This is a genomic window from Pantoea sp. CFCC18179 (genome assembly GCF_059412405.1).
In genome coordinates, this window is the sequence record NZ_JBNBPM010000009.1 from 1 (window position 1) to 22,861 (window position 22,861).

The 22,861-nt window shown below is 53.1% G+C and carries 18 protein-coding genes; 15 read left to right on the forward strand and 3 right to left on the reverse strand.

Going from position 1 to position 22,861, the window contains the following annotated elements; translation table 11 throughout:
• Window positions 1–134: 134 nt before the first annotated feature.
• Complete coding sequence (gene yaaA, locus ACPUC7_RS16780) at window positions 135–911, reverse strand: peroxide stress protein YaaA (RefSeq protein WP_343554250.1); 777 nt, start codon at window positions 909–911, stop codon at window positions 135–137.
• Between the two features lie 213 nt (window positions 912–1,124).
• Between yaaA and tal the strand changes: the two genes are divergently transcribed.
• The 3 genes from tal (at window position 1,125) to ACPUC7_RS16795 (ending at window position 4,208) form a co-directional block, all read left to right on the forward strand.
• Entirely contained in the window at window positions 1,125–2,078 is a 954-nt protein-coding gene (gene tal / locus ACPUC7_RS16785) for a transaldolase (protein ID WP_343554251.1), read from the forward strand.
• A 122-nt stretch (window positions 2,079–2,200) separates the two neighbouring features.
• Window positions 2,201–2,788, forward strand: a complete 588-nt coding sequence (gene mog, locus ACPUC7_RS16790) for a molybdopterin adenylyltransferase (RefSeq protein ID WP_494923767.1) — start codon at window positions 2,201–2,203, stop codon at window positions 2,786–2,788.
• A gap of 109 nt (window positions 2,789–2,897) precedes the next feature.
• Complete coding sequence (locus tag ACPUC7_RS16795; protein WP_494923768.1) at window positions 2,898–4,208, forward strand: MFS transporter; 1,311 nt, start codon at window positions 2,898–2,900, stop codon at window positions 4,206–4,208.
• Window positions 4,209–4,245: 37 nt separating this feature from the next.
• On the opposite strand, the gene satP is transcribed toward ACPUC7_RS16795, so the two are convergent.
• Window positions 4,246–4,806, reverse strand: coding sequence for an acetate uptake transporter (gene satP, locus ACPUC7_RS16800; protein ID WP_494923769.1), 561 nt, complete (start codon window positions 4,804–4,806; stop codon window positions 4,246–4,248).
• Between the two features lie 300 nt (window positions 4,807–5,106).
• Here satP and dnaK point away from each other — a divergent pair, with 300 nt between their 5' ends.
• The 4 genes from dnaK to nhaR all read left to right on the forward strand — a co-directional run bounded on the left by dnaK (window position 5,107) and on the right by nhaR (window position 10,598).
• The gene (dnaK, locus tag ACPUC7_RS16805; protein WP_494923770.1) at window positions 5,107–7,011 is read left to right on the forward strand and encodes a molecular chaperone DnaK; all 1,905 of its coding nucleotides are present in this window, start codon (window positions 5,107–5,109) and stop codon (window positions 7,009–7,011) included.
• 104 nt (window positions 7,012–7,115) lie between these two features.
• Window positions 7,116–8,249: a molecular chaperone DnaJ gene (dnaJ, locus tag ACPUC7_RS16810; protein ID WP_343554256.1), complete on the forward strand. Its 1,134-nt coding sequence runs from the start codon at window positions 7,116–7,118 to the stop codon at window positions 8,247–8,249.
• Between the two features lie 233 nt (window positions 8,250–8,482).
• A complete protein-coding gene (nhaA, locus tag ACPUC7_RS16815) occupies window positions 8,483–9,661 on the forward strand; it encodes a Na+/H+ antiporter NhaA (RefSeq protein WP_494923771.1) in 1,179 nt (392 codons plus the stop codon).
• Window positions 9,662–9,695: 34 nt separating this feature from the next.
• Window positions 9,696–10,598, forward strand: coding sequence for a transcriptional activator NhaR (nhaR, locus tag ACPUC7_RS16820; RefSeq protein ID WP_494923772.1), 903 nt, complete (start codon window positions 9,696–9,698; stop codon window positions 10,596–10,598).
• 52 nt (window positions 10,599–10,650) lie between these two features.
• Here the strand turns inward: nhaR and rpsT are convergent, their stop codons facing one another.
• A complete protein-coding gene (gene rpsT, locus ACPUC7_RS16825; protein WP_036619798.1) occupies window positions 10,651–10,914 on the reverse strand; it encodes a 30S ribosomal protein S20 in 264 nt (87 codons plus the stop codon).
• A 318-nt stretch (window positions 10,915–11,232) separates the two neighbouring features.
• Between rpsT and ribF the strand changes: the two genes are divergently transcribed.
• The 8 genes from ribF to carB all read left to right on the forward strand — a co-directional run bounded on the left by ribF (window position 11,233) and on the right by carB (window position 22,825).
• Window positions 11,233–12,171, forward strand: coding sequence for a bifunctional riboflavin kinase/FAD synthetase (gene ribF, locus ACPUC7_RS16830; protein ID WP_494923773.1), 939 nt, complete (start codon window positions 11,233–11,235; stop codon window positions 12,169–12,171).
• 27 nt (window positions 12,172–12,198) lie between these two features.
• Entirely contained in the window at window positions 12,199–15,018 is a 2,820-nt protein-coding gene (gene ileS, locus ACPUC7_RS16835; RefSeq protein WP_494923774.1) for an isoleucine--tRNA ligase, read from the forward strand.
• Window positions 15,018–15,524 carry a signal peptidase II gene (gene lspA, locus ACPUC7_RS16840; RefSeq protein WP_494923775.1) on the forward strand — a complete coding sequence of 169 codons (507 nt, stop codon included), beginning with the start codon at window positions 15,018–15,020 and terminating at the stop codon, window positions 15,522–15,524. Before ileS ends, lspA begins: the two co-directional genes overlap by 1 nt.
• A gap of 3 nt (window positions 15,525–15,527) precedes the next feature.
• Window positions 15,528–15,998, forward strand: coding sequence for an FKBP-type peptidyl-prolyl cis-trans isomerase (fkpB, locus tag ACPUC7_RS16845; RefSeq protein ID WP_343554264.1), 471 nt, complete (start codon window positions 15,528–15,530; stop codon window positions 15,996–15,998).
• Window positions 15,979–16,932, forward strand: coding sequence for a 4-hydroxy-3-methylbut-2-enyl diphosphate reductase (gene ispH / locus ACPUC7_RS16850; protein WP_343554265.1), 954 nt, complete (start codon window positions 15,979–15,981; stop codon window positions 16,930–16,932). Before fkpB ends, ispH begins: the two co-directional genes overlap by 20 nt.
• A 221-nt stretch (window positions 16,933–17,153) precedes the next feature.
• Window positions 17,154–17,969 (forward strand): 4-hydroxy-tetrahydrodipicolinate reductase, encoded by an 816-nt coding sequence (dapB, locus tag ACPUC7_RS16855; RefSeq protein ID WP_494923776.1) that lies wholly within the window; start codon window positions 17,154–17,156, stop codon window positions 17,967–17,969.
• 469 nt (window positions 17,970–18,438) lie between these two features.
• Window positions 18,439–19,587: a glutamine-hydrolyzing carbamoyl-phosphate synthase small subunit gene (gene carA / locus ACPUC7_RS16860; RefSeq protein ID WP_494923777.1), complete on the forward strand. Its 1,149-nt coding sequence runs from the start codon at window positions 18,439–18,441 to the stop codon at window positions 19,585–19,587.
• Between the two features lie 13 nt (window positions 19,588–19,600).
• A complete protein-coding gene (gene carB / locus ACPUC7_RS16865) occupies window positions 19,601–22,825 on the forward strand; it encodes a carbamoyl-phosphate synthase large subunit (protein ID WP_343554708.1) in 3,225 nt (1,074 codons plus the stop codon).
• The last annotated feature ends 36 nt before the right edge of the window (window positions 22,826–22,861 follow it).

Here is a 22,861-nt window from a genome sequence, read left to right on the forward strand (position 1 = left end):
CGAGAGCCTGACTGAGTAACATAAAAAAATCCGTAATCCCTGATAGATTACGGATTCTTGCAGAACTGCCGGATCGTTCAACCGATCATTTTTGGCTTAACTGATCGGCATTACGCCATTTTTGGCGACCTTTATTATTTCTGCTCGCGGCGCTTAAACACCAGCTCGTTCTCGCTGCTTTCTGCGCTATCTAAGAAATAGCCATCCACATCGAATTTCTTCAGTTGCGCTGGCTTGGTCAGGCGGTTCTGAATCACGTAACGACTCATCAATCCACGCGCTTTCTTGGCGTAGAAGCTAATCACTTTGAACTTGCCGTTCTTCTCATCAAGGAACACCGGTTTAATCAGCTGCGCGTTGAGCTTCTTCGGCTTGATGGCTTTGAAATATTCATCAGATGCCAGATTTATCAGCACCTCATCGCCTTGTTCGGCAATCGCTTCATTCAGCTTCTCAGTGAGCAAATCGCCCCAGAAACCGTAAAGATCTTTGCCAGCCGGATTTGCCAGCTTGATGCCCATTTCAAGGCGATACGGCTGCATTAAATCCAGCGGGCGCAGCAAACCGTACAAACCGGACAACATGCGCAAATGCTGCTGAGCAAACTCGAAATCGCCATCATTGAAGGTTTCAGCCTGCAAACCGGTGTACACGTCACCTTTAAACGCCAGAATCGCCTGACGTGCGTTGTCGAGCGAGAAGGGTGGTTGCCACTGATTAAATCGCTCGGCGTTGAGGTGCGCCAGCTTGTCGCTGATGCTCATCAGCGAACCAATTTGCGCCGGTGAAAGATCGCGCGCAACGTCAATTAATTGGTGTGATTTTTCTAACAGCGCCGGTTGTGTATAGCGTTGTGTCGCCAGCGGGCTTTCATAGTCCAGAGTTTTCGCTGGCGAGATAACCATCAGCATTGTTTACGTCCTCGTTGACCCGCAGGTTTATCAGGGGATTGAAGGGAAAAATATCGCAGCGAGTGTAGCAAAAAAGCGCGGCGGATCGGCAAATCGCTGCCATTTGTTAGCGCTATCGTAAAGGGCACTTCGTGGTGTTGCGTGGTGAATTGTGCGTGATATTATCGCAACAGCCTTTTACACCCTGACAGTCAACCTAAGAGAAAGAGAACCATGACGGACAAACTTACTTCCTTGCGTCAGCTGACTACTGTGGTCGCCGACACCGGTGATATCGCGGCAATGAAGCTTTACCAGCCGCAAGATGCGACCACCAACCCTTCTTTGATTCTCAACGCCGCTCAAATCCCTGAATACCGCAAACTGATTGACGAAGCCATCACTTGGGCACGTCAGCAGAGCAGCAATAAAGAAGAACAACTGGCGCTGGTATCAGACAAGCTGGCCGTCAACATTGGTCTGGAAATTCTCAAACTGATCCCTGGTCGTATCTCAACTGAAGTTGATGCGCGCCTGTCTTACGACACTGAAGCGAGCATCGCGAAAGCGCGTAGCCTGATCAAACTGTACAACGATGCTGGCATCAGCAACGATCGTATCCTGATCAAACTGGCTTCGACCTGGCAGGGTATCCGTGCTGCTGAGCAGCTGGAAAAAGAAGGCATCAACTGTAACCTGACGCTGCTGTTCTCCTTCGCGCAGGCGCGTGCATGTGCGGAAGCGGGCGTATTCCTGATTTCACCATTCGTTGGCCGTATCCTCGACTGGTACAAGCAGAACACCGATAAGAAAGAGTACGCTGCACACGAAGATCCAGGCGTGGTTTCAGTGGCTGAAATCTACAACTACTACAAGCAGCACGGCTATGAAACCGTGGTGATGGGCGCCAGCTTCCGTAACGTTGGCGAAATCATTGAACTGGCTGGCTGCGACCGCCTGACCATCTCTCCGGGCCTGCTGAAAGAGCTGGCTGAGACCGAAGGTACCGTTGAGCGCAAACTGAGCTACACCGGCGAAGTGAAAGCGCGTCCAGCGAAGATGACTGAAGCTGAGTTCTTCTGGCAGCACAACCAGGATCCAATGGCCGTGACTAAACTGGCTGAAGGTATCCGCAACTTTGCCATCGACCAGGGCAAACTTGAGAAGATGATCGCCGAACTGCTGTAAGGTGATACGCCGTGGCGGCAACTAGCTGCCACGGTTTTACGTTTTTTCCCCGCTTCTTGTATTATCCTGTTTAAATCCTCCTTCTTTTCAGCTGCGATGCAGCCAACCACAGCGATAACTCTATGGATACTTTACGTATTGGATTAATTTCCGTTTCCGATCGTGCTGCCAATGGCATTTACCAGGATCAGGGCATTCCGGCATTAGAAAGCTGGCTCGCTGCTGCACTCGCTACGCCGTTTGAAATCGAAACGCGTTTGGTGCCGGATGAGCAGCCGATGATTGAACAAGCGATCTGTGAATTGGTCGATGAACTGTTCTGTAACTTAGTGCTGACCACCGGCGGCACCGGACCGGCACGTCGTGATGTCACGCCGGATGCCACATTAGCCATTGCCGACCGTGAGATGCCGGGGTTTGGCGAGCAGATGCGCCAAATCAGCCTGCAATTCGTGCCAACAGCGATTTTGTCGCGTCAGGTTGGCGTGATCCGCAAACAGTCTTTAATCCTTAATCTGCCTGGCCAGCCAAAATCCATTAAAGAGACGCTGGAAGGACTTAAAGCAGAAGATGGATCGGTTAAAGTGCCGGGGATCTTCGCTGCTGTACCTTATTGTTTACAGCTGCTGGAAGGGCCGTATGTGGAAACGCACAGCGAAGTGGTAGCAGCTTTTCGCCCGAAAAGCGCTCGCCGTGAGACAAATGACTAAAGATTGCCGTTTTCAGGCATAAAATCTAGCGGCGCTGGTGTGGCAAAATATTGACGATATAGTAACCCCAGCTTTACAACCTTATTTTGCCTCTGGATAACGCTGGATTATGGATACGCAAGCAACGCGTCGACTCAATGGACAGGATTATAAAACCCTGTCGCTGGCTGCCCTTGGCGGGGCGCTGGAATTTTACGACTTCATCATTTTCGTCTTTTTCGCCGCCGTCATCGGCGAGCTCTTCTTCCCACCCGATATCCCTGAATGGCTGCGTCAGGTGCAGACCTTCGCCATCTTTGCTGCCGGTTATCTGGCGCGTCCGCTCGGCGGCATTATCATGGCGCACTTTGGTGACAAAGTGGGGCGTAAGAAAATGTTCAGTCTGAGCATACTGCTGATGGCCTTGCCAACATTGGCGATGGGCGCGCTCCCCACTTATGCCAGCATTGGCATTGCTGCGCCGTTGTTAATGCTGCTGATGCGCGTGCTGCAAGGCGCGGCAATTGGCGGTGAAGTGCCGGGCGCGTGGGTATTTGTTGCCGAACATGTGCCGGAAAAACGCATTGGTTTTGCCTGCGGTACGCTGACTGCCGGTTTAACCGCTGGCATTCTGCTTGGTTCACTGGTGGCAACCGTGCTGAATACCACGCTTTCCCCGGCAGCGATTCGCGATCACGGCTGGCGCATTCCATTTTTCCTTGGCGGTGTGTTCGGCTTGCTGGCGATGTATCTGCGCCGCTGGCTGCATGAAACACCGGTATTCCAGCAAATGCAGCAACGCAAAGCGCTGGCTGAAAAAATGCCGCTGCAAACCATCCTTGCCAACCATAAACGCAGCATTGTGATTTCGATGCTGCTGACTTGGTTGCTCTCGGCCTGCATCGTGGTGGTGATTTTGATGGCACCGACCTTGATGCAGAAACAGCACGGCATTCCGGCGGCGTTAAGCCTGCAAGCCAACAGCTTCGCCACGGTGATGCTGCTGTTAGGTTGTGTGATTGCCGGTTGGCTGGTGGATCGTTTTGGCGCGGCGCGTACCTTGATGGTGGGTTCATTATTGCTGGCGATCGGCAGCTGGAATTTCTTCCATCAATTGAGTAGTACGCCAGAAATGCTGTTCGTTTGGTACGGCCTGGCGGGTTTAAGCGTTGGCGTGGTCGGCATCGTGCCGTTTGTCATGGTGCGCGCTTTCCCAGCGCCGGTGCGCTTTACCGGTATTTCATTCTCGTACAATGTGGCGTACGCGATTTTTGGTGGTCTGACGCCAATCAGCGTGACGTTAATGATGAGCCTAACGCCGATGGCACCCGCCTGGTATGTGCTGGCGCTGGCGGGAATCGGCTTTGTGGTGGGGATTTGGCTGTGGCGCGATAGCCGTCAGCAGCATGCGCAGCTGGATATGTCGCTGCATTCGTCATAATAAAAACGCGGAGCCAGCAAGCTCCGCGTTTTTTTCATTACTCGCCAATCCACAGAATAGTGCGGCCAAACTTCTCGTTCAGCACTTCGCCCATCGCCAGATAGAACGCGCTCGATCCGCAAACGATGCCAATGTAACCGGCAATGCGCAGCAGTGCTGCGTTATCCGTCAAATGACCAACGGCCAGCAACGCAAACAGAATCGTCAAGCTGGCAAAGATGAACTGCAACATCTTTGGCGACTTCAGCGTGCCGATAAACAGGAATGCAGTGAATACGCCCCACAGCGCCAGCCAGGCACCGAGGAAGTGGCTATCAGCCGCTTCTGTCAGCCCAACTCTTGGCAACAGCAGAATCGCCACCAGCGTCAGCCAGAAGCAACCATACGAGGTGAAGGCAGTAAGACCGAAGGTGTTGCCTTTCTTATATTCCAACAGACCGGCAAAGATTTGCGCGATGCCGCCATAGAAGATGCCCATCGACAGAATGATGACGTCCATGGCAAACAGGCCGGTGTTGTGTAAGTTGAGCAGAATGGTGGTCATACCGAATCCCATTAAGCCCAGCGGGGCGGGATTCGCCAGCGTGGTGTTGCTCATATTTCCTCAGAGGTGATGTTGTGAATTGCTTTTTGTGTTTTGCCCGCGCAAACCGCGGTGGGGCGCGAGGCGCAGCATGATAAGCGGCCTCTTTTTGCCCAACTTTGATCTGAATCGCGCTAAAGAATGAAATTTTTTTAGTTTTAACCCTTGATGCGCATCTAACTGGCCCCATTTACTTGTCATCGAGCGTTGTGAGGCAGCAAAAAAAGCCTGCTTCAGCAGTTGAAAGTGGTCAGTTAGGCCGCATCTGTGTTTCACAACCCAAATTGGCAAAGAATTTAAGTAGGAGACGTTTAGATGGGTAAGATTATTGGTATTGACTTGGGTACAACCAACTCATGTGTTGCAGTTATGGATGGTGGTAAAGCACGCGTGCTGGAAAACGCCGAAGGCGATCGCACCACGCCGTCGATCATTGCGTATGCACAAGATGGCGAAACTCTGGTTGGTTCTCCGGCTAAACGTCAGTCTGTGACCAACCCGCAGAACACCCTGTTTGCGATCAAGCGCCTGATTGGCCGTCGTTTCCAGGACGAAGAAGTACAGCGTGATATCAAAATCATGCCATACAAAATCATCGGCGCTGATAACGGCGACGCATGGCTGGACGTGAAAGGCCAGAAAATGGCACCGCCGCAGATCTCTGCTGAAGTGCTGAAAAAAATGAAGAAAACCGCGGAAGATTTCCTCGGTGAAGCGGTAACTGAAGCAGTAATCACTGTTCCAGCTTACTTCAACGATGCGCAGCGTCAGGCGACCAAAGACGCCGGCCGTATCGCGGGTCTGGAAGTAAAACGTATCATCAACGAACCAACCGCAGCTGCACTGGCTTACGGTCTGGATAAAGGTCAGGGCAACCGTACTATCGCGGTATATGACCTGGGCGGCGGTACTTTCGATATCTCAATCATTGAGATCGATGACGTTGATGGCGAAAAAACCTTTGAAGTGTTGGCAACCAACGGTGATACCCACCTGGGTGGTGAAGACTTCGATAGCCGTCTGATTAACTATCTGGTGGCTGAATTTAAGAAAGATCAGGGCATCGATCTGCACAACGATCCGTTGGCAATGCAGCGTCTGAAAGAAGCCGCAGAGAAAGCCAAGATCGAGCTGTCTTCAGCTCAGCAGACCGACGTTAACCTGCCGTACATCACGGCGGATGCAACCGGTCCTAAGCACCTGAACATCAAAGTGACGCGTGCGAAACTGGAATCACTGGTTGAAGATCTGGTTTCTCGCTCAATCGAGCCGTTGAAAGTGGCTCTGCAAGATGCAGGCCTGTCAGTTTCTGACATCAACGATGTGATCCTGGTTGGCGGTCAGACTCGTATGCCAATGGTTCAGGCTAAAGTGACTGAATTCTTCGGCAAAGAGCCACGTAAAGACGTGAACCCGGATGAAGCGGTTGCCGTCGGTGCTGCGGTTCAGGGCGGCGTGTTGGCGGGTGAAGTAAAAGACGTTCTGTTGCTGGACGTAACTCCGCTGTCGCTGGGTATCGAAACCATGGGTGGCGTGATGACTTCGCTGATCAGCAAGAACACCACGATCCCAACCAAGCACAGCCAGGTGTTCTCAACGGCTGAAGATAACCAGTCTGCCGTGACCATTCACGTGCTGCAGGGTGAGCGTAAGCGTTCTGGTGATAACAAATCACTGGGCCAGTTCAACCTTGATGGTATCCAGGCTGCACCGCGCGGAATGCCACAGATCGAAGTCACCTTTGACATCGATGCAGACGGCATCCTGCACGTATCAGCGAAGGACAAAAACAGCGGTAAAGAGCAGAAGATCACCATCAAGGCTTCTTCTGGTCTGAACGAAGAAGAGATCGAAAAAATGGTGCGCGACGCGGAAGCGAACGCCGAGTCTGACCGTAAGTTCGAAGAACTGGTTCAGACCCGTAACCAAGGTGATCAGATCTCTCACAGCACCCGTAAGCAGCTGGATGAAGCCGGTGACAAGCTGTCCGCTGAGGATAAAGCACCAATCGAAGCGGCACTGACCGAGCTGAATACCGCGCTGAAAGGCGAAGACAAAGCCGAAATCGAAGCCAAAATGCAGGCATTGATGGAAGTGTCTAGCAAGCTGATGGAACTGGCACAGCAGCAGCAAGGTCAAGCTGACGCTGGCGAGGCTTCTGCAAAGCAAGATGACGACGTTGTCGACGCTGAATTCGAAGAAGTTAAAGACAAAAAATAATTGCCCCTGACCGGGCGCGACGGCTGGCCTGACAGCCGTTGAAACCAGCACGGGCGTAGGAGATTTCTCCACGCCCGTGCGATCATGTTAAGGGCAGAACAAATATGGCTAAGAGTGATTTATACGAGATCTTAGGCGTCTCTAAATCCGCGGATGAGCGTGAAATCAAAAAGGCTTACAAGCGCCTGGCGATGAAATACCATCCGGATCGTAATCCGGACAATAAAGAAGCCGAAGCGAAGTTTAAAGAGGTTAAGGAAGCCTACGAAATTCTGACCGATGCGCAGAAGCGTGCGGCCTACGACCAATACGGTCATGCAGCCTTTGAACAAGGTGGCATGGGCGGCGGTGGCGGCTTCGGTGGTGGCGGAGCTGACTTCAGCGATATCTTTGGCGACGTATTTGGCGATATTTTTGGTGGTGGCCGCCGTCAGCGTGCTGCTCGTGGCGCCGATTTACGCTACAACATGGAGCTGACGCTTGAAGAAGCGGTACGCGGCGTGACCAAAGAGATCCGCATTCCTACGCTGGAAGAGTGCGATGTTTGCCACGGCAGCGGTGCGAAAGCGGGCACCAAACCGCAGACCTGTCATACCTGTCACGGTGCCGGCCAGGTGCAGATGCGTCAGGGCTTCTTCACGGTGCAGCAAGCGTGTCCAACCTGTCACGGTCGCGGTTCGGTGATCAAAGATCCGTGCAACGCGTGTCATGGTCACGGCCGTGTTGAGCGCAGCAAAACGCTGTCGGTGAAGATTCCGGCGGGCGTGGATACCGGCGATCGCATCCGTCTCAGTGGCGAAGGCGAAGCAGGTGAGCACGGTGCACCGGCAGGCGATCTTTACGTTCAGGTTTCAGTGAAGAAACACCCCATCTTTGAACGTGAAGATAACAACCTGTACTGCGAAGTGCCGATCAATTTTGCCATGGCAGCATTAGGTGGCGAGATTGAAGTGCCGACGCTCGATGGCCGTGTGAACCTGAAAGTGCCATCTGAAACACAAACCGGCAAGCTGTTCCGCATGCGCGGTAAAGGCGTGAAATCAGTGCGTGGCGGTGCAGTTGGTGATTTGCTGTGTCGTGTGGTGGTGGAAACGCCAGTTAGCCTGAACGACAAGCAGAAAGCGTTGCTGCGTGAATTGGAAGAGAGCTTTGGTGGACCAAGCGGCGAGAAAAATAGCCCGCGCTCCAAAAGCTTCTTCGACGGCGTGAAGAAGTTCTTCGATGACCTGACACGTTAATTTCGTAAGCGATGAATTAAAAAGCGGAGAGGCAACTCTCCGCTTTTTTTATGTTTTCCCGCCAAGCCGCCGCCTCTGCTCTATGCTCAACTCTGCCTCTTCATTGATATACGCCATAAACGTTATTTGAATACTTCGGTATTATCGAGCAATTAACGAGACATAAGCTGCTTTTAACGAGGTGTTCAACTCGCTACACTTCTCAGCCTACATGTCCCTACTCAGGAGGAGTTGTGAACAAAACCCGTTCTATTCGAAGCTTATTGAAAAGCTTTATTGCCAGTGACGCCAGTAACGGCATGGTGCTGATTCTGGCTGCAGTCGCCGCCATGATTTTGGCTAACAGCGCGGAGACCGCTCAAGGCTATCAATCGCTGCTGGCGGAACCGGTGCAAATTCGCTTTGGCGCATTGGATATCAGCAAAAACCTGCTGCTGTGGATTAACGATGCGATGATGGCGCTGTTTTTCCTGGTGATCGGTTTGGAAGTGAAACGCGAGCTGATCACCGGCGAACTTGCTAGCCGCGATCGTGCCATCTTCCCGGTAATTGCCGCGCTGGGCGGCATGGTGGCGCCAGGATTGATTTTCCTGATGCTAAACCATGGCGATCCGATTGCGCGTAACGGTTGGGCAATTCCTACCGCGACCGATATTGCCTTTGCTTTGGGTGTATTGGCGTTGCTCGGCAGTCGCGTTCCTACTGCGCTGAAAGTGTTCCTGATGGCGCTGGCGATTATCGATGATCTTGGCGCCATCGTGATTATCGCGCTGTTCTACACCAGCGATCTCTCGGTACTGTCGTTGAGCGTGGCGGCGGGCGCGATTGTGTTGCTGGCGATTCTTAATCGCTGTGGCGTGCGTAATATCGCGATTTACATGCTGGTGGGTATTGTACTGTGGACGGCGGTGCTCAAGTCCGGCGTGCACGCCACCCTAGCGGGCGTTATCGTCGGCTTCTTTGTTCCATTGGAAGAGAAGGATGGGCATTCACCGGCTGAGCATTTAGCGCATGGATTGATGCCGTGGGTAAACTGGCTGATTCTGCCGCTGTTTGCTTTCGCCAATGCGGGCATTTCGCTGACCGGTATCACCTTTATGGATGCGCTGTCACCAGAGCCGCTGGGCATCATTCTCGGCCTGTTGATTGGTAAACCATTGGGTATCACCTTGTTCTGCTGGTTGGCGGTGAAATGGCGGCTGGCGGTGCTGCCGGCTGGCACCACGATACGCGATATCATGGCGATTGGTGTGCTGTGCGGTATCGGCTTTACCATGTCGATCTTTATCAGTTCGCTGGCATTCGATGCCGCGCATGAACAGCTGGTGACGTTCTCTAAATTGGGCATCCTCAGTGGTTCGCTGCTGTCGGCGGTGCTGGGTTACGTACTGCTACGCGTTAAACTGCGTTAATACAGGAAGGAGGCGTAAGCCTCCTTTTTTGCCGATGAATCAGCTCAATTTTAATCATCTCTACTATTTCTGGCAGGTGTGCAAAACCGGTTCGGTGGTGCGTGCGGCGGATGTCTTGTGTCTGGCGCCGCAAACGGTAACCGGCCAAATCAAAGCGCTGGAAGATCAGCTGGGCGGCGTGCTGTTTCGGCGACAAGGGCGCGGTTTAGTGCCCAATGAACTTGGTCAGCTGGTGTTTCGTTATGCCGATCGCATGTTCATGCTGAGCCAGGAAATGCTCGATATCGTTAACTATCGTAAAGAGTCGCATCTGTTGTTTGATGTCGGCGTCGCGGATGCGTTGTCGAAGCAGTTGGTCAGCAAGGTGCTCGAAACGGCGGTGATGACGGATGAAAAAATCCATCTGCGCTGCTTTGAATCAACCCATGAGATGCTGCTGGAGCAACTTAGCCAGCACAAACTGGACATGATCCTCTCCGATTGCTCCATCGACTCAACGCAACAGGAAGGGCTGTTTTCACTCAAGCTGGGTGAGTGTCCGATCAGTTTCTGGTGCAACACTCCTTTGCCGTCCTTGCCATTCCCCGCTTGCCTGGAAGAACGCCGCTTATTGATTCCTGGCCGCCGCTCGATGCTGGGTCGCAAATTATTGAACTGGATTCACAGCCAGGGCTTGCAGGTGGAGATTCTTGGCGAGTTTGATGATGCCGCCTTGATGAAGGCATTTGGTGCGTTGAATAACGCGATTTTCGTTGCCCCAACGCTGTATGGCGCAGAAATTTATCGTGACGATGCGATCAAGGAGATTGGGCGTTTAGAGGAAGTGATGGAGGAGTATCACGTGATCTTCGCTGAGCGCATGATTCAACATCCGGCGGTGCAGCGTATTTGCCATCGCGACTTTAGTGCACTGTTTACCAACGAATCGCAGGTATAAAAAAACCGGCTAAGCGCCGGTTCTTTCTACAAAACGATAAACAGACGGGCGATTAAGCCAGTTTGTTGATCTGAGCAGTCAAGTTTGCTTTATGACGTGCAGCTTTGTTTTTGTGGATCAGACCTTTAGCAGCCTGACGGTCCACGAGTGGTTGCATTTCGTTGAATGCGTTCTGCGCAGCAGCTTTGTCGCCTGTTGCGATAGCCGCGTATACTTTCTTGATGAAAGTACGCATCATTGAACGGTTGCTTGCGTTATGCTTGCGACGTTTCTCAGATGTTACGGCGCGTTTCTTAGCTGATTTGATATTAGCCAAGGTCCAACTCCCAAATGTGATCTATATGGACAAATCAAAGGCCGAGGACTATGCCTTTTGCGCCTTCTTATGTCAATGGATTTGTGCAAATAAGCGTCGTTTCAGCAACAACACTTGATTACGTAATTGATGGCGCAGGATTCTACCAGCAACACGCCGCTGAATACAGTATTTCGCAGCAAAAATCTTCAGATCCTCGCTAAGCATCTGGTCACACGCGGATTAAGCCGCTTCCGAAGCAGGAAAGGCACGTATACGGGTTAACCTAAACGCCATTCAAGGGTATAATCCGCCGATTTCCACCGGTTTGAGTCAGCCATGAAGTTTATCCGCGGTATTTATAATCTGAAAGAGCAGCATCGCGGCTGCGTCCTGACTATTGGTAATTTCGACGGCGTACATCGCGGCCATCAGGCTTTGATGGCGGAATTAATTGCCGAGGGACGAAAACGCAATCTGCCGGTGGTGGTCATGGTCTTCGAACCACAACCGCTTGAGTTGTTTGCCGGTGACAAAGCGCCAGCGCGTCTAACGCGTTTGCGCGAAAAACTGAAATACCTGGAAATTGCGGGTGTGGATGCGGTGCTGTGCGTGCGTTTTGATCGCCGCTTTGCCGCACACTCGGCGCAGAGTTTTATCTCTGAATTGCTGGTGGATAAGCTCAACGTCAAGTTCCTGGCGGTCGGCGATGATTTCCGCTTCGGCGCTGGTCGCCAGGGCGATTTCCTGTTATTACAGAAAGCCGGTATCGAGTATGGTTTTGAGGTCATCAGCACCCAAACTTACTGCGATGGCGGCAAGCGTATCAGCAGCACGGCAGTACGTCAGGCGCTGGCACAAGATGATTTTGCACAAGCCGAAGCGTTGCTGGGCCATCCGTTTGGTATTTCAGGTCGCGTGGTGCACGGTGATGCACTTGGGCGCACCATCGGTTTTCCTACCGCAAATATCCCATTACGTCGCAGCGTTACGCCGGTTAAAGGCGTGTTTGCGGTTGAAGTTTTGGGCCTCGGCGCACAGCCGTTGCCGGGCGTGGCTAATATCGGTACACGTCCAACGGTAAAAGGTTTACGTCAGCAGCTTGAAGTTCACCTGCTCGACACAAATATGAATCTCTATGGGCATCACATTGAAGTGGTGCTGAAGCAGAAGATTCGCGATGAACAGCGTTTCGCTTCGCTGGACGCGTTGAAAGAACAAATTGCGAAAGATGTGGTGACAGCCCGCCAATTCTTTGGGCTAAAAACACCGGTTTAATGACCGAAATACGGAATCGAGAATCTGATGAGTGACTATAAATCTACCCTGAATTTGCCGGAAACGGGGTTCCCGATGCGTGGCGATCTGGCCAAGCGCGAACCGGGAATGCTGCAACGTTGGTATGATGACAACCTGTACGGCATCATCCGCGAAGCCAAGAAAGGGAAAAAAACCTTTATTTTGCATGATGGCCCTCCTTATGCGAACGGCAGCATTCATATTGGTCACTCAGTAAACAAGATTCTGAAAGACATTATCGTTAAGTCGAAAGGCATGGCGGGATATGACTCGCCGTATGTTCCTGGTTGGGACTGCCACGGTTTACCGATTGAACACAAAGTCGAGCAGATGATCGGTAAGCCGGGCGAGAAAGTCAGCGCGGCTGAATTCCGTGCTGCTTGCCGCCAATATGCAGCGGAGCAGGTTGAAGGCCAAAAAAATGACTTCATCCGCCTCGGCGTGCTGGGCGACTGGGATCGTCCGTACTTGACCATGAATTTCCAGACCGAAGCCAACATCATTCGTGCGTTGGGCAAAATCATCGGTAACGGCCACTTGCACAAAGGCGCGAAGCCGGTGCACTGGTGCATGGATTGCCGTTCAGCCCTCGCTGAAGCGGAAGTCGAGTATTACGACAAAACCTCGCCATCCATCGACGTGATGTTCAATGCCGTTGATGCTGATGCGGTGCGCGCGAAATTTGGCGTAACCACTTCAGAAGGCCCGGTTTCTTTGGTGATCTGGACCACCACACCGTGGACCATGCCAGCTAACCGCGGTATCTCACTGCACCCAGAATTTGAATATCAGCTGCTGCAAATAGATGGCCGTAGCGTGATCCTCGCCAAAGAGATGGTTGAGAGCGTCATGAAGCGCGCCGGCATCAGTAACTGGACCGTGCTGGGCGAATGTAATGGCGCAGCGCTGGAGTTGCAGCTGTTCCAGCATCCGTTCCTTGAGAATATCCAATCTAAAGTGGTGCTGGGCGAACACGTTACGCTGGAAGCCGGTACTGGCGCAGTCCATACCGCGCCGGGCCACGGCCCGGATGACTACGTGATCGGCCAGAAATACGGTCTGGAAACGGCCAACCCAGTTGGTCCAGATGGTGCGTATCTGCCAGGCACTTACCCAACGCTGGATGGTGTGAACGTCTTTAAAGCCAACGACATGATCGTTGAGTTGCTGAAAGAGAAAGGTGCGTTGCTGCACGTTGAAAAACTGCTGCACAGCTATCCGCACTGCTGGCGTCACAAAACGCCGATCATCTTCCGTGCCACGCCACAATGGTTCATCAGCATGGATCAGAAAGGCTTGCGTGCACAGTCGTTGAAAGAGATCAAAGGCGTGCAGTGGATCCCAGATTGGGGCCAGGCGCGTATCGAAGCGATGGTGGCAAACCGTCCGGACTGGTGTATCTCGCGTCAACGTACGTGGGGCGTGCCGATGGCGCTGTTCGTGCACAAAGAGAGCGAGCAACTGCACCCGGATACGCTGGAGCTGATGGAAAAAGTCGCCAGGCTGGTTGAGCAAGACGGGATTCAGGCGTGGTGGGATCTCGATCCGCGCGATCTGATGGGCGACGATGCTGATCATTACGTCAAAGTGCCAGACACCTTAGACGTGTGGTTCGATTCAGGATCAACCAGCTATGCAGTGGTTGATGCGCGTCCAGAGTTCGGCGGCAACACGCCGGATATGTATCTGGAAGGTTCGGATCAGCATCGCGGCTGGTTCATGTCTTCGCTGATGATCTCCACGGCGATGAAAGGCAAAGCGCCTTATCGTCAGGTACTGACGCACGGTTTCACCGTGGATGGTCAGGGCCGCAAGATGTCGAAATCGATCGGCAACACCGTGGCACCGCAAGATGTAATGGATAAACTCGGCGCGGATATTCTGCGTCTGTGGGTGGCCTCAACCGACTATTCCGGTGAAATGGCGGTTTCTGATGAAATCCTGAAACGTGCCGCCGACAGCTATCGTCGTATCCGTAACACCGCGCGTTTCCTGCTGGCAAACCTGGCGGGCTTCAACCCGGCGACAGATTGCGTTAAGCCTGAAGAGATGGTGGTGGTGGATCGTTGGGCCGTTGGCCGTGCGCTGGCTGCGCAACAAGACATCGTTCAATCTTACGAAAACTATGATTTCCACGAAGTGGTGCAACGTCTGATGCACTTCTGCTCGATCGAAATGGGCTCGTTCTATCTCGATGTGATTAAAGATCGTCAATACACCGCCAAAGGCGACAGCCTGGCGCGTCGTAGCTGCCAAACCGCGCTGTGGCACATCGTTGAAGCGCTGGTGCGCTGGATGGCACCAATTATGTCCTTCACCGCCGACGAAATCTGGGGCTATTTGCCGGGCGAGCGCGTGAAATACGTGTTTACTGAAGAGTGGTATCAAGATCTGTTTGGGCTGGCAGACAACGAAGCGCTGAACGATGCCTATTGGGACGAGCTGCTTAAAGTGCGCGGCGAAGTGAACAAGGTGATTGAGCAAGCGCGTAGCGACAAGCGTATTGGTGGTGCATTAGAAGCCACGGTAACGCTGTATGCAGATGCGGAACTGGCTGCCAAGCTGCAAGCACTGGGCGATGAACTGCGCTTTGTGCTACTGACTTCAGGCGCAACGGTGGCGGATTACGTCACAGCCAGCGATGAAGCGCAGCAGAGCGAAGTGTTGAAAGGTCTGAAAATTGCGTTGCACAAAGCAGAAGGCGAGAAATGTCCACGCTGCTGGCATTACACTACCGACGTTGGCCAGAATCCTGAGCACGCGGCGGTCTGTGGTCGTTGCTACACCAATGTGTCCGGAAACGGCGAGCAGCGGAAATTTGCCTAATGAGTAAAGCTATTTGTTCGACTGGTTTGCGCTGGCTGTGGTTGGTGCTGGTGGTGATCGCCATCGATTTTGGCAGCAAAATGTGGGTCATGGACAACATGATGCTGCATGAAACGCAGCCGCTGATGCCGTATCTGAATCTGTTCTACGCGCACAATTATGGCGCGGCGTTCAGCTTCCTGGCAGACAAAGGCGGCTGGCAGCGCTGGTTCTTTGCTGGCATCGCCATTGCTATCGTGGTGGCGTTGCTGGTGATGATGTATCGCAACCGCGCAAGCAACAAATTAACCAACATTGCCTACGCACTGATCATTGGCGGGGCATTAGGTAATCTGTTTGACCGTTCGTATCACGGCTTTGTGGTCGATTTTATCGACTTCTATGTCGGAGATTGGCACTTCGCCACCTTCAATATCGCCGACTGCGCTATCTGTATCGGCGCAGCGTTGGTGGTGCTGGAAGGGTTTCTCAGCCCGAACGGCAAACAGGAAAAATTGAAAGGGTAACTGATGACAGATTCTGTACAGCGCGATAGCGCGTTGCTGGTGCACTTTACGCTGAAGCTGGAAGATGGCTCGACAGCCGAATCCACGCGCGCCAACGGCAAACCAGCGCTGTTCCGTCTGGGTGATGGCAGCCTTTCAGCCGCGTTGGAGCAGCAATTGCTGGGCCGCAAAGTGGGTGACAAGCACGCCTTCACTCTGGAACCGGAAGATGCCTTTGGCGGCAGCAGCCCGGATCTGGTGCAGTACTTCTCGCGACGTGATTTTAACGATGCGGGTGAACCGGAAGTCGGTGCCATTATGCTGTTCAGCGGTCGTGGCGGCAGCGAAATGCCGGGCGTGATCCGTGAAATCTCCGGTGATTCGATCACCGTGGATTTCAACCATCCGCTGGCCGGTCAACGCATTCAGTTTGAAATTGAAGTGCTGGAGATTGATCCGGTGCTGGAGACTAACGATGCAAATCCTGTTAGCTAATCCACGCGGTTTCTGTGCTGGCGTTGATCGCGCCATCAGCATCGTCGAGCGTGCGCTGGAGATGTACGGCGCACCGATCTACGTGCGTCACGAAGTGGTGCATAACCGCTACGTGGTGAGTAGCCTGCGTGAGCGCGGTGCGATCTTTATCGAAGAGATCTCCGAAGTACCGGATGACGCGATTCTGATCTTCTCGGCGCACGGCGTGTCTCAAGCTGTGCGTGCCGAAGCCAAAGCGCGCAATCTCACCATGCTGTTTGATGCCACCTGTCCACTGGTTACTAAAGTGCATATGGAAGTGGCGCGTGCCAGCCGTAAAGGTGTTGAAGCGATTTTGATTGGTCACGCGGGCCATCCCGAAGTGGAAGGCACCATGGGCCAATACAGCAATCCCAACGGCGGCATGTATCTGGTGGAATCACCGGAAGATGTCTTCAAACTGAACGTGAAAGATGAAAGCAACCTGTGCTTCATGACGCAGACCACGCTTTCGGTTGATGATACCTCTGACGTAATTGATGCGTTGCGTCAGCGCTTCCCAGCGATTATCGGTCCACGTAAAGATGATATCTGCTACGCCACCACAAACCGTCAGGAAGCGGTGCGCGTTTTAGCGCGTGATGCTGAAGTGGTGCTGGTGGTCGGTTCTAAAAACTCCTCGAACTCGAACCGTTTGGCTGAGTTGGCGCAACGCGCTGGCAAGTTGGCGAAGCTGATTGATTCAGCGGATGACATTCAGGAAGAGTGGGTTAAAGACAAAAAAATCATCGGTGTCACCGCTGGCGCTTCTGCGCCCGACATTCTGGTGCAGCAGGTAATTCAGCGTCTGCGTGAGCTGGGCGGCGAAGCGGCGATTGAGCTGATTGGTCGTGAAGAGAACATCGTGTTTGAAGTGCCGAAAGAGCTGCGCGTTGAAGTGCGTAACGTGCAGTAAGCGATTCAAACTGCTACAAAATGAGGCCGACATTGTTCGGCCTTTTCTTTATCTGTCGCCGCACAAAATCCCATTTCCAGCATGCGGGATTGCTTTTACTGATAATGTTTCGCGGTTGGCATAAAATTCTTATATCCCTTTTTTATTGTGGCGTGACTGTTATCTGACCGTTAACCTGTTTACGCTTTACGTGCATAGATTTGTATCAGGAATGAATAATTATGAGTGAAATCCGCATTGCTATCGTTGGTGCGCCGGGTCGCATGGGACGCAATTTGATTCAGGCCGCGCAGCAAGCGGAAGGTGTGGCGCTCGGCGCAGCGCTGGCACGCAGTGGTTCATCACTATTAGGCGTTGATGCTGGCGAATTAGCAGGCATCGGTAAAACCGGTGTCATCGTCACCGACGATTTAAACAAGGTCGCCAATGACTTTGATGTGCTGATCGACTTCACCCGCCCGGAAGGCACGCTGGAGTATCTGGCGTTTTGCCGCCAGCACAACAAAGCAATGGTCATCGGTACCACCGGTTTTGACGACGCGGGCAAAGCAGCGATCCGCGCGGCAGCGCAAGATATCGGCATTGTGTTTGCGGCCAACTTTAGCGTGGGCGTAAATCTGGTGCTGAACCTGCTGCAACAAGCGGCGAAAGTGATGGGCGATTATGCGGATATCGAAATCGTTGAAGCGCACCATCGTCATAAAGTTGATGCACCATCAGGAACCGCGTTGGCAATGGGCGAAGCGATTGCCGATGCCATGAAGTGGAATCTGGACGAACACGCAGTGTATGCCCGTGAAGGCCATACCGGCGAGCGCAAGCCACAAACCATCGGCTTCGCCACGGTACGTGCGGGTGATATCGTCGGTGAACATACCGCGATGTTTGCCGATATTGGCGAGCGTGTAGAGATTACCCACAAGGCCTCCAGCCGCATGACCTTCGCAAATGGCGCGGTTAAGGCGGCAAGTTGGCTGAAAGACAAGAAATCTGGCCTTTATGATATGCGTGATGTGCTGGATTTATTGATGTTGTGAGTGTTGTGAACCATCGTGATGTGGTTATTTCAATCGGTAAGACCTTGATTGACGAGGGCAATGTAATCATTGCCCTTAATTTTATGTAAAAATACCGATCCTGTGATAATTTTTATTTGAAGTGTGTGTTTTTGGTGGTTGCTGGGTGTTTTTGATGCTGCTGAAAGCTAATTTTGACCATTTGGTCAAAAATTTATGCGCCGTAGCATCACTTTGCCATTATTGCTGCCAGGCAACCGATTATTTTTTCGAGTTATCTCACTCTTTTATCGCCTTTCACCGTTTTTAACATTCAGTTGCCCGAAATATACAAAAAAATAGACGCTCACTGTAGACAAGGTGCGGGGCGATCATTAGAATGCGCGCAATTTGCCAAAATTCGAGTACTCAGGCGGGTTTTGCATTGATTCTGCCACTGGTTTTGAATTAATATGCAAATATTGTGACTGTTTATTCCCTGGAGGATGTTTTGATTAAGTCAGCGCTCTTGGTTCTGGAAGACGGAACCCAATTCCACGGTCGGGCCATCGGGGCAACGGGATCGGCAGTGGGAGAAGTCGTTTTCAACACTTCAATGACCGGTTATCAAGAAATCCTCACTGATCCTTCCTATTCCCGCCAAATCGTTACCCTCACTTATCCCCATATCGGCAATGTTGGCGTTAACGCCGCCGATGAAGAATCCAGCCAAATCCATGCTCAAGGCCTGGTTATTCGCGATCTGCCGCTGATTACCAGCAACTTCCGCAGTGAAGAAAGTCTGTCAGCTTACTTGCAGCGCAATAACATCGTTGGCATCGCCGATATCGACACGCGCAAACTGACCCGTTTGCTGCGCGAGAAAGGTGCACAGAGCGGCTGCATTATTGCGGGCGATAATCCGGATGCTGCGCTGGCGCTGCAAAAAGCGCAGGCGTTCCCGGGCTTGAAAGGGATGGACCTGGCGAAAGAAGTGACCACCGCAGAAACTTACGCGTGGCAGCAGGGTAGCTGGACACTGGAAGGTGATTTGCCGGAGCAGAAAAGCGCGGAAGAGCTGCCGTTCCATGTGGTGGCGTACGATTACGGCGCGAAACGTAACATCCTGCGTATGCTGGTGGATCGCGGCTGCCGCCTGACAGTCGTGCCGGCGAAAACGCCAGCCGAAGAGGTTCTGGCGCTCAATCCAGACGGCATTTTCCTGTCGAACGGTCCTGGTGACCCGGAGCCGTGTGATTACGCCATCAACGCGATTCAGGCTTTCCTGAAAACCGACATCCCAGTATTCGGCATCTGCCTCGGTCATCAGCTGTTAGCGCTGGCGAGCGGTGCCAAAACCGTCAAGATGAAACTTGGTCATCACGGCGGTAACCACCCGGTGAAAGATCTCGACAACAACACAGTGATGATCACTGCACAAAACCACGGTTTTGCGGTAGATGACAGCCAGTTACCGGCCAATCTGCGCGTGACGCATGTGTCGCTGTTCGACCAAACTGTGCAGGGCATTCACCGCACTGACAAACCGGCCTTTAGCTTCCAGGGACACCCGGAAGCGAGCCCAGGCCCGCACGATGCGGCGCCGCTGTTCGATCACTTTATCGAACTGATCGAAGCTTACCGTTCTAACGCGAAGTAATCAGGAGCCCACGATGCCAAAACGTACAGACATAAAATCCATCCTGATTCTTGGTGCTGGCCCGATCGTCATCGGCCAGGCATGTGAATTTGACTACTCCGGTGCGCAGGCGTGTAAAGCGCTGCGTGAAGAGGGTTACCGCGTCATTCTGGTGAACTCCAACCCGGCAACCATCATGACCGACCCAGAAATGGCCGATGCCACTTATATCGAGCCAATTCACTGGGAAGTGGTGCGCAAAATTATCGAAAAAGAGCGCCCGGATGCGGTGCTGCCAACAATGGGCGGCCAGACTGCGCTGAACTGTGCGCTGGAGTTGGAGCGTCAAGGTGTGTTGGCCGAGTTCGGCGTCACCATGATTGGTGCCACCGCTGATGCGATTGATAAAGCGGAAGATCGTCGCCGTTTCGACGTGGCGATGAAAAGCATTGGCCTCGGCACTGCACGTTCCGGTATCGCGCATACCATGGAAGAAGCGCTGGCGGTGGCTGAAGATGTCGGCTTCCCGTGCATCATTCGTCCTTCCTTTACAATGGGCGGCACCGGTGGCGGTATCGCTTATAACCGCGAAGAGTTTGAAGAGATTTGCGAGCGCGGTCTGGACTTGTCGCCAACCAATGAGCTGCTGATTGATGAGTCGCTGATTGGCTGGAAAGAGTACGAGATGGAAGTGGTGCGTGATAAAAACGACAACTGCATCATCGTCTGCTCAATCGAAAACTTCGATGCGATGGGTATCCACACCGGTGACTCCATCACCGTGGCACCGGCGCAAACGCTGACCGACAAAGAATACCAAATCATGCGTAACGCCTCGCTGGCGGTACTGCGTGAAATCGGCGTAGAAACCGGCGGTTCTAACGTGCAGTTCTCGGTGAACCCGAAAGATGGCCGCATGATCGTCATCGAAATGAACCCGCGCGTATCGCGTTCGTCAGCGCTGGCATCGAAAGCCACCGGCTTCCCGATTGCTAAAGTGGCGGCGAAACTGGCGGTGGGCTTCACCCTTGATGAGCTGATGAACGACATCACTGGCGGCTTAACGCCTGCATCGTTCGAACCGTCAATCGACTACGTTGTGACCAAGATTCCTCGCTTCAACTTCGAGAAATTCGCCGGTGCAAACGATCGTCTGACCACGCAGATGAAATCGGTGGGTGAAGTAATGGCGATTGGCCGTACTTTCCAGGAGTCGATGCAAAAAGCACTGCGCGGCCTGGAAGTTGGCGCCAGCGGCTTTGACCCAAAAGTCAGCCTTGATGATGCCGAAGCACTGACGCGCATCCGCCGTGAGCTGAAAGATGCCGGTTCTGACCGTATCTGGTACATCGCTGATGCCTTCCGTGCAGGCATGTCGGTGGATGGCGTGTTCAACCTCACCAATATTGATCGCTGGTTCCTGGTGCAGATTGAAGAGCTGGTGCGTTTGGAAGAGCAGGTGGAGCGCGAAGGTGTTAACTCACTGAATGCCGACTTCCTGCGCGCGTTGAAGCGTAAAGGCTTTGCCGATGTGCGTCTGGCTGCGTTGGCTGGCGTATCAGAGAGCGAAATTCGCAAGCTGCGTCAGCAATTCAACCTGCATCCGGTATACAAGCGCGTTGATACCTGTGCGGCTGAGTTCGCTACCGATACCGCCTACATGTACTCAACGTATGAAGAAGAGTGCGAAGCCAATCCAAACCAGGATCGTGAAAAAATCATGATTTTGGGCGGTGGTCCAAACCGTATCGGCCAGGGCATCGAATTCGATTACTGCTGCGTACATGCGGCGCTGGCGCTGCGTGAAGACGGTTACGAGACCATCATGGTCAACTGTAACCCGGAAACCGTATCAACTGATTACGACACCTCGGATCGCCTGTACTTCGAGCCGGTTACGCTGGAAGACGTGCTGGAAATCGTGCGCATCGAGCAGCCGAAAGGCGTTATCGTGCAATACGGTGGTCAGACGCCACTGAAACTGGCGCGTGCGCTTGAAGCCGCTGGCGTTCCGGTGATTGGTACCAGCCCGGATTCCATTGACCGCGCAGAAGACCGTGAACGCTTCCAACAAGCGGTTGATCGCCTGAACCTGAAGCAACCGGCCAACGCCACAGTAGCAACGCTGGAGCAAGCGGTAGAAAAAGCGGCTGGCATCGGTTATCCGCTGGTGGTGCGTCCTTCCTATGTGTTGGGCGGCCGTGCGATGGAGATCGTTTACGACGAAATCGACCTGAAGCGCTACTTCCAGACCGCTGTTTCGGTATCAAACGATGCGCCGGTACTGCTGGATCGCTTCCTTGACGATGCGGTTGAAGTCGATGTCGATGCGATTTGCGACGGCGAGCGCGTGCTGATTGGCGGCATTATGGAGCACATCGAACAAGCGGGCGTGCACTCAGGTGACTCGGCCTGTTCGCTGCCGGCTTACACGCTGAGCACTGAAATTCAGAACGTGATGCGTCAGCAGGTAGAAAAACTGGCCTTCGAGCTGAACGTACGTGGCTTGATGAACGTACAGTTCGCGGTGAAGGACAACGAGGTTTACCTGATTGAGGTTAACCCACGTGCCGCGCGTACTGTGCCATTCGTCTCGAAAGCGACCGGCGTAGCGCTGGCGAAAGTGGCTGCGCGCGTGATGGCGGGCAAAACCCTGGCTGAGCAAGGCGTCACCAAAGAAGTGATTCCACCGTACTACTCGGTGAAAGAAGTGGTGTTGCCGTTCAACAAGTTCCCAGGCGTTGACCCCATCCTCGGCCCAGAGATGCGTTCTACCGGCGAAGTGATGGGCGTAGGTCGTACCTTCGCGGAAGCCTTCGCCAAAGCGATGCTAGGTGCGCAGAGCAACATGAAGAAAACCGGCCGTGCGCTGCTGTCAGTGCGTGAAGGCGATAAGAAACGTATCGTCGACCTGGCGGCTAAGTTGCAGAAGTTTGGTTTCGAGTTGGATGCCACGCACGGTACCGCTGTGGTGCTGGGCGAAGCGGGTATCAACCCACGTTTGGTGAACAAGGTGCATGAAGGTCGTCCGCACATTCAGGATCGCCTGAAGAACGGTGAATATACTTACATCGTTAACACCACCGCGGGACGTCAGGCGATTGAAGATTCCAAACTGATTCGCCGCAGTGCGCTGCAATATAAAGTGCATTATGACACCACGCTGAACGGTGGTTTTGCTACCGCGATGTCGCTGAATGCTGACCCAACGGAGCAAGTGATTTCCGTGCAGGAAATGCACGCACAAATCAAAGGCTAATCAACACGTTGACAAAAAAGTACGGCTCCTGCGGGA